At 60.3% G+C, this 15,833-nt stretch carries 11 protein-coding genes, 4 tRNA genes and 2 pseudogenes; 6 read left to right on the top strand and 11 right to left on the bottom strand.

The genetic code is table 11. From position 1 onward, the window contains the following. Positions 1–294 precede the first annotated feature (294 nt). Entirely contained in the window at positions 295–672 is a 378-nt protein-coding gene (locus tag C4J87_RS08755; RefSeq protein ID WP_164487651.1) for a hypothetical protein, read from the bottom strand. A 765-nt stretch (positions 673–1,437) separates the two neighbouring features. Between C4J87_RS08755 and C4J87_RS08750 the strand changes: the two genes are divergently transcribed. Further along, entirely contained in the window at positions 1,438–3,177 is a 1,740-nt protein-coding gene (locus tag C4J87_RS08750) for a dipeptidase (RefSeq protein ID WP_124366454.1), read from the top strand. 331 nt (positions 3,178–3,508) lie between these two features. On the opposite strand, the gene C4J87_RS08745 is transcribed toward C4J87_RS08750, so the two are convergent. From C4J87_RS08745 to C4J87_RS08730, 4 genes are all read right to left on the bottom strand, one after another. Then, positions 3,509–3,584, bottom strand: a tRNA-Gly gene (locus tag C4J87_RS08745). A 3-nt stretch (positions 3,585–3,587) separates the two neighbouring features. Beyond that, positions 3,588–3,663 (bottom strand) — tRNA-Glu (locus tag C4J87_RS08740). Between the two features lie 105 nt (positions 3,664–3,768). Continuing rightward, positions 3,769–3,844, bottom strand: a tRNA-Gly gene (locus C4J87_RS08735). A gap of 3 nt (positions 3,845–3,847) precedes the next feature. Beyond that, positions 3,848–3,923 (bottom strand) — tRNA-Glu (locus tag C4J87_RS08730). A 370-nt stretch (positions 3,924–4,293) separates the two neighbouring features. Here C4J87_RS08730 and C4J87_RS08725 point away from each other — a divergent pair. Then, entirely contained in the window at positions 4,294–5,052 is a 759-nt protein-coding gene (locus C4J87_RS08725) for a hypothetical protein (protein WP_124366453.1), read from the top strand. 160 nt (positions 5,053–5,212) lie between these two features. Further along, positions 5,213–6,025 carry an alpha/beta fold hydrolase gene (locus C4J87_RS08720; protein WP_124366452.1) on the top strand — a complete coding sequence of 271 codons (813 nt, stop codon included), beginning with the start codon at positions 5,213–5,215 and terminating at the stop codon, positions 6,023–6,025. A gap of 36 nt (positions 6,026–6,061) precedes the next feature. Here the strand turns inward: C4J87_RS08720 and C4J87_RS26605 are convergent, their stop codons facing one another. The 4 genes and pseudogenes from C4J87_RS26605 to C4J87_RS08705 form a co-directional block, all read right to left on the bottom strand. Then, entirely contained in the window at positions 6,062–6,904 is an 843-nt protein-coding gene (locus C4J87_RS26605; RefSeq protein WP_372238205.1) for a methyl-accepting chemotaxis protein, read from the bottom strand. Positions 6,905–6,922: 18 nt separating this feature from the next. Continuing rightward, positions 6,923–7,147, bottom strand: a pseudogene (locus tag C4J87_RS26600) (HAMP domain-containing protein); the annotation flags it as partial. 995 nt (positions 7,148–8,142) lie between these two features. After that, a pseudogene (locus tag C4J87_RS08710) lies at positions 8,143–9,554 on the bottom strand (PLP-dependent aminotransferase family protein). A 202-nt stretch (positions 9,555–9,756) separates the two neighbouring features. Next, entirely contained in the window at positions 9,757–10,518 is a 762-nt protein-coding gene (locus C4J87_RS08705) for an SDR family oxidoreductase (protein ID WP_124366450.1), read from the bottom strand. A 228-nt stretch (positions 10,519–10,746) separates the two neighbouring features. Here C4J87_RS08705 and C4J87_RS08700 point away from each other — a divergent pair, with 228 nt between their 5' ends. Next, a complete protein-coding gene (locus C4J87_RS08700) occupies positions 10,747–11,754 on the top strand; it encodes an NADP-dependent oxidoreductase (protein WP_124366449.1) in 1,008 nt (335 codons plus the stop codon). Positions 11,755–11,966: 212 nt separating this feature from the next. On the opposite strand, the gene pyrF is transcribed toward C4J87_RS08700, so the two are convergent. Continuing rightward, positions 11,967–12,665: an orotidine-5'-phosphate decarboxylase gene (gene pyrF / locus C4J87_RS08695; protein WP_124366448.1), complete on the bottom strand. Its 699-nt coding sequence runs from the start codon at positions 12,663–12,665 to the stop codon at positions 11,967–11,969. A gap of 259 nt (positions 12,666–12,924) precedes the next feature. Here pyrF and C4J87_RS08690 point away from each other — a divergent pair, with 259 nt between their 5' ends. Next, entirely contained in the window at positions 12,925–13,689 is a 765-nt protein-coding gene (locus C4J87_RS08690) for a response regulator (RefSeq protein WP_124366447.1), read from the top strand. Beyond that, the gene (locus tag C4J87_RS08685; protein WP_124366446.1) at positions 13,689–14,723 is read left to right on the top strand and encodes a HAMP domain-containing sensor histidine kinase; all 1,035 of its coding nucleotides are present in this window, start codon (positions 13,689–13,691) and stop codon (positions 14,721–14,723) included. Before C4J87_RS08690 ends, C4J87_RS08685 begins: the two co-directional genes overlap by 1 nt. On the opposite strand, the gene C4J87_RS08680 is transcribed toward C4J87_RS08685, so the two are convergent. Beyond that, the gene (locus C4J87_RS08680) at positions 14,720–15,781 is read right to left on the bottom strand and encodes an AI-2E family transporter (RefSeq protein WP_124366445.1); all 1,062 of its coding nucleotides are present in this window, start codon (positions 15,779–15,781) and stop codon (positions 14,720–14,722) included. The two genes, C4J87_RS08685 and C4J87_RS08680, sit on opposite strands and share 4 nt — an antisense overlap. Between the last annotated feature and the right edge of the window lie 52 nt (positions 15,782–15,833).

The following is a 15,833-nucleotide window of genomic DNA, read 5'->3' as shown; positions in this document are numbered from 1 at the left end:
TTTCGAAACGAAGTTGCTGAGCTTAAGAATATTTGAGGCTTTGCCGCTGCAAGCTATCGAGTTGAAGTGCAAATTAGTAGGCACAGTTGGGATCCACTTCCAATTCAAAATTATCTCCTAAAGCCTGCCTGACAGATTTAAAACAGGCATAATCATCTTTCAATACTCCGGACCCCTTGAGTGTCAGTCGCTCATAGCCAAGCCCCTGTAACTCAAGCGCACGCTCAGTGACCACTTTAGCGCAAGCAAACGGTAAGCTGCGGCTTACCTTGTAGCTAAGTGCATACGCTCCTCCTAATAAGTTACAACCGGAACGCCATATACTTTTCCCGCAAGATCGAGAAGCGCATGATCTATCGCACACTTGGCAAACAGATGCCCCTTAATTAACAGATCCAGATCACTCATTATCACTTCAAACAGACATGGATTTTTACCAATTATTGCAGAGCACAAATAGGCTTCCAATACTGCAAGCATTGTTTCGGGAGTATCCCCTTGGGCAGCATACCCTCTCGATATAATCCCCGATTCTCCCCACCCAATGAGTCCTGTGTCTGTCGTAAGCTTTAACACTACATGCCGGCCTTTGGCGGTTATATTGGTTGCGGTTTGATAAGGATTTTTATATGGCACTTCTGTCAAGAACACTTCAGCTTTAGCAATGAGCATAGAGTAACTTCCTGTTGGCGACCATTGATGCTGGAACTTAAGTGAAATGTACTTGGTTGATCGGAGCAATATCAAGCATCGCGGCTCGGGTATCGCCGGCCACCAACATGAATAAAATTTCATGTTTTCGCGCATTGATTTTTTTCAAACCACTGATTGGTTTTTTCCCCTATTGAATTCAAAGCAATTTTATTTATGACACTTTTCCACACCAGGCGGTTTGCTATCCGTCCTTCCCGCTCTTTATAAGAGCTACCGCCTCCGCACCCGCTAAATTATAGATATTCAATCTAAAAAATCCGAGATAGGTTGGCGCTGATTAAAGGCTGGCCCCCACTCCACTTTAATTTTACTGGATCAATCTTCGGCAGCAGCAAAAGTTTGGACGGAGTTCGGTGGTCGCTATCTGGATGCAAAGAGCGAGAGCAATTGTCTGGTCAACCGGCTTTTTTACTCTTGCGGATGCATGTGACTGAGCCTGAAGGATGGGTAAAAATCGTATGCTGCGTTTTTTGAGCCGCAATAACAGTCTGCTATCCGGTCTACCTGCTGGCCAGCCCGCAACGCTACAACCCGCCCGGCGTGGGTAGGCACCAGCGGGATGGCCCCTACGCTAGAGCCTTGAACGTGACGGATGAGTACCCCGCGCCTCATCCTGGCCAGCATTGACCTGGGGCATCTGGGTAATGGTAGTGTGTGAAAATGTTTCTGCCTTATCGGTCAGAAACACCCCTACCCACTCCCTGCAAAGGAATGCCTCTAACCATGCACTTTCCACTGAAAAAACTCGCGGCCGCCACCCTGTTCGCTGCCAGCCTTGCAGCCGTCACCCCAGCTGCGCTTGCCAACATCACGCCTGAACAGAACACCGCGATTCTGAAGAGTTTCAGCGACACATCGGTCAGCGATTTCCGCAGTTTCCTCGGCGCCCTGGCCAAAGGCGACCTGGGCAAGAGCGGTGACGTCGCCCCGGCCATCAGCGCCTTTCTCGATAACAAAACCCTGAGCGCCGACCAGCAGAACGAGATCAACCGCCTGCTGGGCATTTACACCCGCGTGAAGTACGGCAAAGCCGCGCTCGAGACCCTGCGCGAGCTGGTGGAAATCCCGACGTTCAACGTAGATGGGCTACCGCAGTATAAAAACCCGGAATTCCTCAAGATCGCCGACAAAATCCAGGCCCTGGCCAAGTCTTTCAACCTGAACTTCCGTAACGTCGATAACCGCGTGTATGAAATTTCCCTGGAAGGCAGCAGTAAAGAAGTGGTCGGCGTGCATGCCCACGCCGATGTGGTACCGGTGACGCCGGAAAACTGGGTGCTGCAGGATGGCACCAAGCTCGACCCGTTCAAGGTCACGCTGATCGGCGACCGCATGTATGGCCGTGGCACCGAGGATGACAAGAACGCGATCGTCGTGGCGATGTACGCCATGAAAGTGATCAAGGAAGAAAAGCTGCCGCTGGCGCGTACGTTCAAGCTGCTGGTGGACACCACTGAAGAAACGTCCGGTGACGCTATTCCTTACTACTTTGAACGCAACCCCGTGCCGCAATACAACCTCGCGCTGGATGGCGGTTACCCGGTGGTGATTGCCGAGAAAGGCTCGGGCACCGTCATGGCCACCTTCCCGGTGCGCAAGGGTGAAGGCACGGGCGCGGAGATCATCGCAATGACCGGCGGCAAGGCCACTAACCAGATTCCATCGGTATCGGTCGCCACATTGGTCAGCGATAACCCCGCTGAATTAGCGGCCAACTTGCAACAGGCCGGGGATGACTATGCCAAGCGCAATGGCGGCAATTTCCAGGTGACCGCCAAGGTCGACGGCAAGAACGTCAAACTCACCGTCACCGGCGTGTCGGCCCACTCTTCCGAGCCCGAATCCGGGGTCAACCCGGTGGCACGTATGCTGGAGTTGATCCACAGCCTCGATGGAAAGATTGCCCTCAAGCACAACCACATCACCGATGCTGCGAAGTATGCGGCGGACAACTGGGGCCTGGATTACCTGGGCGGCAAATTGGGCGTGGGCTTTGCCGATGACTTCATGGGGCCGCTGACCACCTCGCCGACCTTTGTCGGCCTGGATGACAACGCCTTCAAGCTGGCGGTGAACCTGCGCGCGCCGAAGGGTAAAACCCCGGAGGCACTCAAGGCACAGCTCGAGCAGAAACTGAACGCCTGGAACGCGCACGCCAAGGTCAACGTGAACTTCACCTATTCGCTGGATAAACCGATGTACCGCAACCCCGAGGGGGAATGGGTAAAAGCGTTGCTGGCAGTGGCCACTGAAAACCTGGGCATGCAACACAAGTTCGGCACATCCGCCGGCGCCACCTCCGTGCACGACCTGCCCAACGGCGTGCAATTCGGCCTGGCTCGCCCGGAAGAGAAATACACCGGGCACACCGACGGTGAGTTCAAGACCGTCGAGCAGTTCCTGCTGGACCTGCAGATCGTTACGGAAATGATGGGGCGTGTCGGTCAGTTGCCTAAACTCTGATTCTCCACTGTGGGAGGGGGCTTGCCCAAGGCTAGCACCATCAGCATATCTTCAAAGACCCTACCGACCGCTGAGTGGATGGCACAGCTGGATCTCCAGCACCCAGGCCATTTCACTCAGTGCAATCTCCAGGTCGGCCAGTTGCTTGCTCTCGGGACCACGGACTAGTGGTGCGCAGCGGCCAGCAGTTCTCGCCGCTGGGCCAGCCGGAAAATGCGTTGCGGTTGGCTCAGCCGGCCAACAGCCTTCAGCGTCAATGACTTCAAAGGGGTGAGCGCTGTTTTTCGCAGACAAAAAAAAGCCACTCGTTTGAGTGGCTTTTTCTTTGAATTGGAGCGGGAAACGAGACTCGAACTCGCGACCCCGACCTTGGCAAGGTCGTGCTCTACCAACTGAGCTATTCCCGCAAATGGCGTCCCCTAGGGGACTCGAACCCCTGTTACCGCCGTGAAAGGGCGGTGTCCTAGGCCACTAGACGAAGGGGACACGCTACTGAAACACATGGTGTGTATTTCAGTGCCCAGAGGCCTCGTCCGAAGACGTGGTCCTGGTTTCACTCAATGCCGCCCGAGGGCCACACTGCTTGTAAATTGGAGCGGGAAACGAGACTCGAACTCGCGACCCCGACCTTGGCAAGGTCGTGCTCTACCAACTGAGCTATTCCCGCATATGGCGTCCCCTAGGGGACTCGAACCCCTGTTACCGCCGTGAAAGGGCGGTGTCCTAGGCCACTAGACGAAGGGGACACACGTACAACATTCACTCCCTACCGCGTTTCGCTGTGTGCTTTACGCTGTAAGTGGCGCGCATTCTATGGATGGATTGAAAGGTCGTCAACCCCCAAGGATAAATTTATTTAAATCAATGACTTCGCCCCGTTGAGCGGCCTGCGCGGGCATTCTGCTGCGCCCAAGCCCTGGCGCCTATATTCTGACGCGCCACAAGGCGCTATAGTTGCCACAGGCAAATGATGGCAATGTGCATCCATGCAGGATCACTTTACCTATATAGAAGAAACTACCTGGGCAACTGGTCGAACAGTCCTATCCGCCGGTTAGCGCAGTCACTACACTCCACAGCAAACCCTATAAAGAGGTCACACCGGTGACACCACTCATGATCACCCTGCTGGTAATAGCCGGGATCGTAATACTGATCGCCATTGGCTACATGAACCATGTGGTGGAAAACAATAAGCTGGAAAAGAAGCGTACCGAGATCGAGCTCAATGATCGGCTGCGTCGCTGTGGTGAAATCACCGAGACCTTTCCCGGCCAGTTGATGACGCCGGCGCTCAAGCTGTTGCTGACCCGCCTGGAACTCAACGTCAACCAACGCCTGCTGAACCTCAACAAGTCCAGCGCCGCGCTCAAGGCGCGGATCGCCGAGCTGAATGCAATGATCGCCCAGGGCGAATCGATTCCGGTGTCTAACCCGCCCGCGCCGATCCAGACCGAAGCCAAGGCCAAGGATGTGCGCTTCCTGCTCGAAGCACTGCATGGCCAGGTCACCCGTGCAGCCCAGGACGGCTTTCTGCCGACCAACGAGGCCAAGCACTGGATCAAGGAAATCCGCCATATCCTGGTGCTGCTGCACATCGAGTTCTTCAACAACCTGGGCCAGCATGCCCTGCAGCAAGGTCAGCCGGGCCAGGCGCGCCTGGCGTTCGAACGTGGCGTGCAGTACCTGCGCAAACAACCCGAGCCCGTGCTGTACAGCGCACAGCTGCAATTGCTGGAATCACAGTTGGCCCGCGCCAACTCCACGGTGTTGACCAACAGCGCGCCGGCCGAAGACGAAGTCAACGAACTGACCGAAGGCCTGAAAGTCGTCGACGCCGATGCCGAGTGGAAAAAGAAAGCCATTTACGATTGAGTGCCGCTGGCCCCGTCACGGGCCGGCCTTCCGAGTGCGGGGGCGAGCTTGCTCGCTCCTGCCTGCGCCGCACATGACGGTGCCATCAGTTTGCATCTATCCCCCCGCCCCCGACTAGCGTAAAAAAGTGCCCCTCACTCCGTGAAGTTAGAGGCCTGCTATGCCTGTCGCCGTGATTGATGGACAACCGCTGCACTATATCGACCAGGGCACCGGCCCGGTCGTCCTGTTGGGTTCGAGCTACCTGTGGGACCGCGACATGTGGGCACCGCAGATCGAAGCGCTGTCGCAGCAATACCGTGTGATCGTCCCTGAACTGTGGGGCCATGGCGAGTCGGGCACGCTGCCTGCGCAAACCCTGTCCCTTGATGACCTGGCACGTCACAACCTGGCTTTGCTCGACCAGCTGGACATCTCACAGGTCAACCTGGTGGGCCTGTCGGTCGGCGGCATGTGGGGCGCCCGCCTCGCCTTGCTGGCACCGGAACGCGTCAACAGCCTGGTGCTGATGGACACCTACCTCGGCGCCGAGCCGGACGCCACGCGCCAGTATTACTTCTCGCTGTTCAAGATGATCGAAGACGCCGGCGCTATCCCGCCGCCGCTGCTGGATGTGATCGCGCCGATTTTCTTCAGGCCGGAAATCGACCGCGAATCAGCGCTGTATCAGGATTTTCGTCAGTCGCTGCAGGATTTCCCCCGGGAACGCCTGCTGGACAGCGTGGTGCCCCTGGGCCGCTTGATTTTCAGCCGCGCAGACACTCTCGATCAGCTTCATCGCCTGGATTGCGATACCACCCTGGTCATGTGCGGCGAGCAGGACAAGCCGCGGCCACCTGCGGAATCCCGGGAAATGGCCGAGCTGATCGGCTGTGCCCTGACGTTGATTCCCGACGCCGGGCATATCTCCAGCCGCGAGAATCCGGACTTCGTCAATGAGGCGCTGCTGACGTTCCTCGCCAACAACGCCTGATCGCCTTCTCCACTGGTCGCGGCGCCCCGGCCGCGCTCAGAGGCGAAAGTGCCCCACCATGCCCTTGAGTTCCGCGCCCAGCTGCGCCAGCTGGATGCTTGAGGCGGCATTGCCTTGCATGCTCAACGCCGATTGATCGGCACTTGCCCGGATGCTGGTGACGCTGCGGTTGATCTCTTCGGCCACCGAGCTTTGCTCTTCAGCCGCTGCGGCAATCTGCTGGTTCATCTGCTGGATCAATGACACCGCCGCTGCAATGCTGCCCAGGGCGCTCTCGGTTTCCAACGCATCGCTGACCGCCAGCTTCACCAGTTCGCCGCTTTGTTGAATCTGTTGCACCGACGACTGCGCCGCGCTGCGCAAGGTGCTGACCAGGCGTTCGATTTCTTCGGTCGATTGCTGAGTGCGCTTGGCCAGCGCCCGCACCTCATCGGCGACCACCGCAAAGCCGCGCCCTTGCTCCCCTGCGCGGGCCGCTTCGATCGCGGCGTTCAGGGCGAGCAAGTTGGTTTGCTCGGCGACGCTCTTGATCACGCCCAGGACCGTGCCGATGTTCTGGATCTCCGCGCTGAGGCTTTCGATACTGGCGCTGGCACTGTTGCTGGACGTGGCCAGCAATTCGATGCGCTGCAAACTCTGGCGCACCACCTGTTGGCCGCTGTCGACCTTGTCATCCGCCGTCTGTGCGGCTTGCGCGGCCTCTTCGGCGTTGCGCGCCACGTCGTGCACCGTGGCGGTCATCTGGTTCATCGCCGTGGCCACCTGTTCGGTTTCTTCCTTCTGGCTGCTGACTTCGACGTTGGTTTGCTCGGTAACGCTGGACAGCGTCTGCGCCGAGCTGGCCAGTTGCTCGATACCGGCCTGCAACCCGCTGACCATATGGCTCAGGCCGTTGCCCATCTGCTGCATTGCCTGCATCAGTTGGCCGATTTCGTCGCGGCGGCTGACCTCCATGCGCCCACTCAGATCACCAGAGGCAATCTGCTGCGCCACTGCGATCACACTGCGCAGCGGCGCCACGATCAAGCGGGTAATCACCCAGGCCGCGATCAGCCCCACCAGCAGCGCCAGGGCGGATGAACCGATGATCAGCAGCGTGCTTTTGCCCAACTGCGCCTGCATCGACTGGTCTTCGGCGTCATAGGCCAGGTTGACTCGGCTGACCACCTGATCGGCGCGATCATGCAATTGTTTGTAAACCAGTTTTTCCTGGGCCAACAGCCCGGTGTACTCGCCGAGCTTTTCGCTGAATGCGGCGATATGCCCGGACACTTCATTGAGCACGGTCTGGTAGCCGGGGTCCTTGACCGAGGTTTTCAGTTGTTCGGCCTGAGCCAGCGCCTGGTCGGCCTGTTCGATCTTGCCCTGCTCGGCCTCCTCCGCATCGGCCTTGCGGCTCTGATCCAGGCGTAGCCGCGCTTCGTTCATCGCCTGCAGCATCAACCGCGACACCTGGCTCACCTGCCCTGCCTGCTCGATAAACTCGGCACCCGCCTTGCCCTGGCTTTCCTTCAGGCCATAGGCGCCATCGTCCGCCAGGCCGGCCTGCAACACATCGAGGTTATTGGCCACGCTGGACACCGACCAACTAGCCATTTCCAGGGCCAGGTCCTTGGCCTGGGTCAGTTCGACGAACTCGTCGAACGCCTTGCGGTAGGCCGCCAGGGCTTGCTCGACATCGGTCATGACCGGCACGTTGGCAGCGGACTGGGCCTTGAGACTGGCCGCCAGCGCGGCCAGCGCGTCGATACTTTCATGCAGGGCGTCAACAGCCTTGGGGTCGGCGTGCAAGGCGTAATCCTGTTCGATCAGGCGCACCTTCTGCAGTCCACTGTTGAGCGAAGACATGTGCTTGAGGCCTTCGAAGCGCTGGCCAACGGTTTGCAGCGACCATACGCCAATGGCCGCTATCACTGCCGTCAGCAGCAGCACCAGAGTAAAACCCAAGCCCAGTTTTTTCGCCATACCGAGGTTGGCGAAACGTCGTTGCGCGCCCGAAATCATTGCACTTGAGTCCTCTTGCAATGGCAGATGCCATAAACCCGCTTACCAGCAGCGAGAGTCGCAACCACGGGGCACTGAACACAAGTCGTGGGCGCCACAATAATGGCAAAAAGCTACACACCCGTCGTTTTCAGAATGGTCGAGGTCGATCTGGCGGGTCCCAGGGCACGAAACAGCGCCAGTGCTCGCGGATCAGCTGCGTAGGCCACGTTGATGCGCAGCCACTCGCAGCACTCACCCGCCGGGTTGAACAGCATTCCCGGCGCCAGCAGCACACCGAGCTTGCGGGCACATGCCTGCACGCGCGAAGGGTTTTGCGCGCCAGGCCGCGCCCACAGAAACATGCCGCCGGCGGGTACTGCAAACACTTGCCATTCTTCATCCTCCAGCACCTGCAAGGTGGCGGCCATTTGCGTATTCAGGCGCTTGCGCAGGCGCTGCACCCACTTGCGGTAGGCGCCGTTGACCAGCAAGGTGGCCACTATCGCTTCGGCAAAGCGTGAGGTGCCGATGCCCGTCAGAGTCTTGAGTTGCGCCAGTTGCGCGATGATCGCCGCACTGGCGCTCAGGTAGCCCACGCGCAAGGCGCTGCTCAGCGTCTTGGAAAACTGGAGACGTAGATGACACGGTCATCATGGGGCAACGCCGACAACCGTGTGCAACTGGCATGCTGCAGATCGCCATAGACGTCTTCCTCGATGATCAGGAAATCCCGGCTGCATGCCAGCGCCAGCAGACGCTCGGCTACCGCGCGGCACAGGCTGGTGCCGGTAGGGTTGTGATAGAGGCTGTTGATGAACAGGCATTTGGGCCGATGGCATTGCAGGTGCGCCTCCAGCACCTCGATATCCGGGCCGCTGCGCGTGCGGGGCACTTCCAGCAACGTTACCCCGTGAAACGCCAGTTGCCGGTAGAGGTTGCCATACCCGGGGGTCTCGACCACCACCGTATCGCCGGCCCTGAGCAACGTGCGTATGAGCAGGTCCAAGGCATGGCTGGCGCCGTGGGTGGTGAGAATGCAGTCGAGACTGCTGGGCACCTGAATCTGGGTCAGGCGCTTGAGCAGTTGTTCACGCAGGGCCGGCAGGCCCAGAGGCGTGCTGTAATTGAACAGGCCTGCGGTGTCGGTGCGGCTGACTTCGCGGATCGCGTAGCTGATGTCATCGCTCTCGCGCCAGGCGTCCGGCAGCCAGCCACAGCTGAGCTTGAGCTCGCCTAAAGGGCTGTCGGTAAACCTGCCCCAGCCCTGTTCGGCGCCTTCGTACCACTGGTTTTCCTGAATGCTCGCGGGCTGCGCCACGACGAACCCCGAGCCTTTTTTCGAGGCCAGCATGCCTTGGGCCTCCATCCGTTCGAATGCCTCGATCACGCTGGACTGGCTGAGCAGGTTGTCGAGGGCCAATTGCCGCACAGACGGTAAGCGTGTGCCGGGGCTCACCCCATGCTTGCGAATCCATCCCGCGACTGCGCTGATGATTTGCTGCACCACCGGTACCGGGGCTTGTCGATCAATCCCTAAATCCATGAGCCACTCACTTCAACTGTTTGTTATTCAACCCAAACAGTTAAGCACAGAAGCCCAATAAAACCCGTTCCCAACTTTTATTAAAGTATTGATTTTATTGGGTTTTTTACCTGGTGATACACATTCGATCGCGGCTTTTTGCCAGCTATGGAAACACCCCACAACCCCCCAGTCCTTTTCGAACAGGTGGCAGTGTGAAGTCTTAAATCGCCGTGGCACCGCCGTCCACCGCCAGGGCCTGGCCGGTGGTGAAGGCCGCGCCATCACTGCACAAGTACAACACCGCGGCGGCGATTTCCTCGACCTTGCCAATGCGCCCGACCGGGTGCATTGCCGCCGCAAATTCGGCCTTGCGCGGGTCAGCTTCATAGGCGCGGCGGAACATGTCGGTATCGATCACCGCCGGGCAGACGGCATTGACGCGGATTTTCTTTTTCGCGTACTCGATGGCTGCCGACTTCGTCAGGCCGATCACCGCATGCTTGGACGCCGCATAGATGCTCATTTTCGGCGCCGCGCCCAGCCCCGCCACCGACGCCGTGTTGACGATGGCGCCACCGCCCTGGGCCAGCAACAGCGGCAGTTGATACTTCATGCACAACCACACGCCCTTGACGTTGACCCCCATGATGGCATCGAACTCATCCAGGCTGCCGTCAGCCAGCTTGCCCTTCTCGATCTCGATCCCGGCGTTGTTGAAGGCATAGTCCAGGCGGCCGTAGGCGGCGACGGTCTGCGCCATCAATCGCTGCACATCCGCCTCCAGGGTGACGTTGCAGCGCACAAACAAGGCTTCGCCACCCGATTGCTGAATCAATGCAACCGTGCCCTCGCCGCCCGCCACATCGAGGTCGGCCACCACCACTTTCAAGCCTTCGGCGGCGAACGCCAACGCGGTCGCGCGGCCAATACCGGCGGCGGCGCCGGTCACCAGGGCAACCTGGCCGGAAAACGTCATGCTCATGGGAATGTCCTTTGGGGGTTGATAGCCGTCGAGCGAGTCTAGTCAATCCGGGGCGCGACGCGTCAGCACTATCAGAAGGCCGGTTGGCGCTGCATGCGTCTGGGTGATAAGGCCACCGGGCTGACTATCAACCTCGTCTATCGGCAAGCATTCGCGTGGCTCGAACAACCTTGCTCACAGGCGGTTCCTTGTCTATCACTCATACTCCCCTTCTAAAGAGTTGCCGCCATGACTGCCCAGACCAACCGCCAGTTCCTGCTTGCCAAACGCCCGGTCGGCGCCGCCACGCGGAACACCTTCACCTTTCAGGAAGTCCCGGTAGGCACGCCGCAGGACGGGCAAGTGCTGGTGCACAACGAGTACCTGTCCCTCGACCCCGCCATGCGCGGCTGGATGAATGAGGGCAAGTCCTACATTCCACCTGTCGGCCTCGGCGAAGTGATGCGTGCATTGGGCGTAGGCAAGGTGATCGCCTCCAAGCACTCGAACTTTGCGGTGGGCGACTACGTCAACGGCGCCTTGGGCGTGCAGGATTACTTCCTGGGCGAGCCGCGCGGTTTCTATAAGGTCGACCCGAAACTCGCGCCCCTGCCGCGCTACCTGTCAGCGCTGGGCATGACCGGCATGACCGCTTACTTCGCGCTGCTGGACACAGGTGCCCCCAAACCAGGCGAGACCGTGGTGATCTCCGGCGCGGCCGGTGCGGTCGGCAGCATTGCCGGGCAGATCGCCAAACTCAAGGGCTGCCGCGTGGTCGGCATCGCCGGGGGCGCCGACAAGTGCAGGTTCCTGGTCGACGAACTGGGCTTCGATGCCGCCATCGACTACAAACACGAAGACGTACCCGCCGCCCTCAAGCGTGAGTGCCCCAAAGGCGTGGATGTGTACTTCGATAACGTTGGCGGCGACATTCTCGACGCAGTGCTCAGCCGCCTGGCGCTGAAGGCGCGGGTGGTGATTTGTGGGGCTATCAGCCAGTACAACAACAAGGAAGCCGTGAAAGGCCCGGCCAACTATCTGTCATTGCTGGTCAACCGCGCACGGATGGAAGGCTTTGTGGTGATGGATCACGCGGCGAACTTTGCCGCTGCCGGGCAGGAAATGGCCGGTTGGATGGCGCAGGGCATGCTCAAGAGCAAGGAAGATATCGTTGAAGGCCTGGAGACGTTTCCCGAGACGTTGATGAAGCTGTTCAACGGCGAGAACTTCGGCAAGCTGGTGCTGAAGGTCAGCTGATACAGGATAGACAAATGTGGGAGCAAGCCCCCTCCCACAGGGGATCTTCATTGTTCAGGAAATGGCGTGGGCGCAATGGCTATGCACAGTGATAACTGACGAAACCGAATCAAAATGTGGGAGGGGGCTTGCTCCCGATGGCGGTGGATCAGCCAGTACATCTGTTGACTGTCACACCGCTATCGGGAGCAAGCCCCCTCCTACATTTGGTATCAGGCGATTTCGGCAACGACGGCTGCCAGCGCCTTGGCCGGATCGGCCGCCTGGCTGATCGGACGGCCAATCACCAGGTAGTCGGAACCGGCATCGAGCGCCTGGCGCGGCGTCAGAATACGGCGCTGGTCATCCTGGGCGCTGCCCGCCGGGCGGATCCCCGGGGTCACCAGTTGCAGCGTCGGGTGAGCGCTCTTGAGCGCCTGGGCCTCGAGGGCCGAGCAGACCAGGCCGTCGAGGCCGGCTTTTTGCGCCAGGGCGGCCAGGCGCAACACCTGCTCCTGCGGCTCGATGTCCAGGCCGATGCCGGCCAGGTCCTCGCGCTCCATGCTGGTCAGCACAGTCACGCCGATCAGTAGCGGTTTCGGCCCGCTGCGCTGTTCCAGCACTTCCCGGCAGGCGCTCATCATGCGCAGGCCGCCGGAGCAATGCACATTGACCATCCACACGCCCATCTCGGCCGCTGCCTTGACCGCCATGGCGGTGGTATTGGGGATATCGTGGAATTTAAGGTCAAGAAACACTTCGAAGCCCTTGTCACGCAGGGTGCCGACGATTTCCGCCGCGCAACTGGTGAACAGTTCCTTGCCGACCTTGACCCGGCAAAGCGTAGGGTCCAACTGGTCAGCCAGCTTCAGTGCGGCGTCACGGGTGGGGTAATCCAGGGCGACGATGATAGGAGTCTGGCAGACGGACATTGGAATGGGCTCTCAGGCAAGTCGAAATCGGCGCGGATTGTAGCGCAAGCGGCGCCGTTGCGGGATCCGATGATCGGTAAATACTGATTTGGGCGTTGATGGGCGCCGGTTTGCGACAATTATTTCAAAGCCGATACATTCACGACATGCGCCCAACACGCCCCACCGTTAGCCTCGCCGCATGACCGACCGTCCAGCACTTCCAGCCATGGGGCTGGGCGCCTATGCTGGCCGTAACAATCAGGTAGATGATCGCACTATGCAGACTCCTTCCGTCCCGGTAAACGACGAGCACCCAGGCGCGGTGATCGCCGACGACAAGCGCTGGAACACCCGTGCGCTGATCGTCGATGACGATGTGCCGATTCGTGAATTGCTGATCGATTACCTGGCGCGCTTCAATATCCTCGCCACGGGCGTGACCGACGGCGCGGCGATGCGCCTGGCCATGCAAGCCGAGACCTTCGATGTGGTGGTGCTCGATCTGATGCTGCCGGGCGAAGACGGCCTCACCTTGTGCCGCTGGCTGCGGGCTGAATCGGACATTCCGATCCTGATGCTCACCGCCCGCTGCGAGCCCACCGACCGTATCATCGGCCTGGAACTGGGCGCCGACGACTATATGTCCAAACCCTTCGAACCGCGCGAACTGGTGGCGCGTATCCAGACCATCCTGCGCCGGGTGCGCGATGACCGTACCGAGCAGCGCGCCAACATCCGCTTCGACAACTGGCGCCTCAACAGTGTGTTGCGCCAATTGGTGGCCGACAATGGCCTGGTAGTGCCGCTGTCCAACGCCGAGTTCCGCCTGCTGTGGGTGTTCATCGAACGCCCGCGCCGCGTGTTGAGCCGCGAGCAATTGCTGGATGCCGCACGCGGTCGCTCCATCGAAGCCTTCGATCGCAGCATCGACCTGTTGGTGTCGCGCCTGCGCCAGAAACTGGGCGACGACCCCAAGGCCCCCCACTTGATCAAGACCGTGCGCGGCGAAGGCTATCTGTTCGACGCGCGGGATATCGGTTGATGCGCGCCACCTTCAATACGTTGTTCGGGCGGCTGTTCGGCGTGTTGCTGGTGGCCATCGTGCTGGCGCATGCGCTGGCGTTCTTCTGGTTCCATCATTACGGCCCTCCGCCGCCACCGCCACCGGAAACCTTCGTCGAGCAGCCGGATGGCTCGATGAAACCGTTGGCCAAGCATCAGCGCCCCTGGTTCGGCGGCCCGGTGGTGCCGCTGACGTTTCAATTCATCTCGCTGATCATCGCCGCCTGGTACGGCGCCAAGCTGTTGAGCCGGCCGATCCAGCGCCTGAGCGCGGCTGCCGAGCGTTTGAGCCTCGACCTCGACAGCCCGCCGCTGGACGAATCCGGGCCTCGCGAGGCACGCCAGGCCGCGTCAACCTTCAACCTGATGCAAAGGCGCATCCGCGAACAAGTCAGCCAGCGCGCACGCATGCTCGGGGCAGTCTCCCATGACCTGCGCACGCCGCTCTCCCGGCTGAAACTGCGCCTGGAACAGATCGAAGACACCAAGCTGCAAGGCCAGATGCGCCAGGACCTCAACGACATGATCGGCATGCTCGACGCCACCTTGAGCTACCTGCACGAACAGCGCACCAGCGAGACCCGCCACTGGCTCGACGTGCAGGCGCTGGTGGAATCGCTCAGCGAAAACGCCCAGGACCAGGGCAGCGATGTGCAGGTGTGCGGCACCTGCGCGCCCTTGCAGGTGCAGCCGATGGCGTTGCGTTCGTGCCTCAACAACCTGATCGACAATGCCCTGCGCTATGCCGGCTCGGCGCGCGTGGAACTGGCCGACAGCCGCGGCGCCCTGGTGATCCGCGTGATCGATCACGGCCCTGGCATCGCGGCCGATAAGCGCGAAGCGGTGTTCGAACCGTTCTTTCGCCTGGAGGGCTCGCGCAACCGTAATTCCGGCGGCGTCGGCCTGGGCATGACGATCGCCAAGGAAGCGGTCGAGCGCCTCGGCGGCCACCTGAGCCTGGACGATACGCCAGGCGGCGGTTTGACCGCCGTAGTGTGGCTGCCGAGGGCTTAAAGCGGCTTGTCTTCGCGTCGCGCCTGGGCCTGGGTGGCGCTCCAGTCGGTCAACAAGCTGTAGGCCACCGCGAGCAAGGTCGGGCCGATAAACAGGCCGATAAAGCCGAACGCGATCAAGCCGCCGAATACGCCCAGCAGCACGATCACCAACGGCAGGTTGCCGCCACGGCTGATCAGGTAAGGCTTGAGCACGTTGTCGACGCCGCTGATGATGAAGGTGCCCCACACGCCAAGGAACACCGCGTAGGTGTAGTCACCCTTCCACGCCAACCAGGCCGTGGCCGGAATCCACACCAGCGGCGGGCCCATGGGAATCAAGCTGAGCAGGAAGGTGACGCCGCCCAACAGCAACGCGCCAGGCACGCCGGCGATCAGGAAACCGATCAGCGCCAGCACGGCCTGGGCGGCAGCCGTGCCGATCACGCCATTGACCACCCGTTGCACCGTCCCGGCCACCAGTTCGATGTAATAGCTGGCGCGGTCGCCGATCAGGCGTTCCAGCAAACGGTGCACGAACATCGCCAGGCGCGGCCCGTCGCGGTAGAAAAAGAACACAAAGACCAGGCTCAAGGTCAGTTCGAGAATGCCGCCGCCGATTTGCGCGCTGCGCGCCAGCAACCAATTGCCGACCTGGCCCAGGTAAGGCTTGAGGCTCTGCATCAACGCCGCGCCCTGTTGGTCGATGCTGTCCCACGTCGCCACCAGCCGCTCGCCGATAAGCGGGATCGAGCCCAGCCAGGTGGGCGCATTGGGCAAGCCGTCGACCTGGATATCCTTGATCAATACGACGGCATCGCGCACATGGTCCGCCAGGTTGAACCCCAGCCACACCAGCGGCAGCGCGACCAGCAACATCCAGCCCAATGTCAGGATACCGGCCGCCAGTGATTCGCGGCCGCCCAGCCCACGGGTCAGCAGTACCATCAGCGGCCAACTGGCAAACGCCAGCACCGCGCCCCAGAACAGCGCCGACCAGAACGGCGCCATGACCCAGAAGCTGGCACCGAACAGCACCAGCAGCAGGATTTGCACCAGCAGGCGATCGTTATTGAGCATCCGGTATCTCGAAAAGAGTCATGTAGGAAGACAGCTTAGGCGAACGGCGCGG

It is taken from the genome of Pseudomonas sp. R1-43-08, assembly GCF_003852255.1.
Lineage (GTDB): Bacteria > Pseudomonadota > Gammaproteobacteria > Pseudomonadales > Pseudomonadaceae > Aquipseudomonas.
Note: the sequence above shows the minus strand (reverse complement) of the source record. Positions and strands in the feature narration are given on the sequence as shown.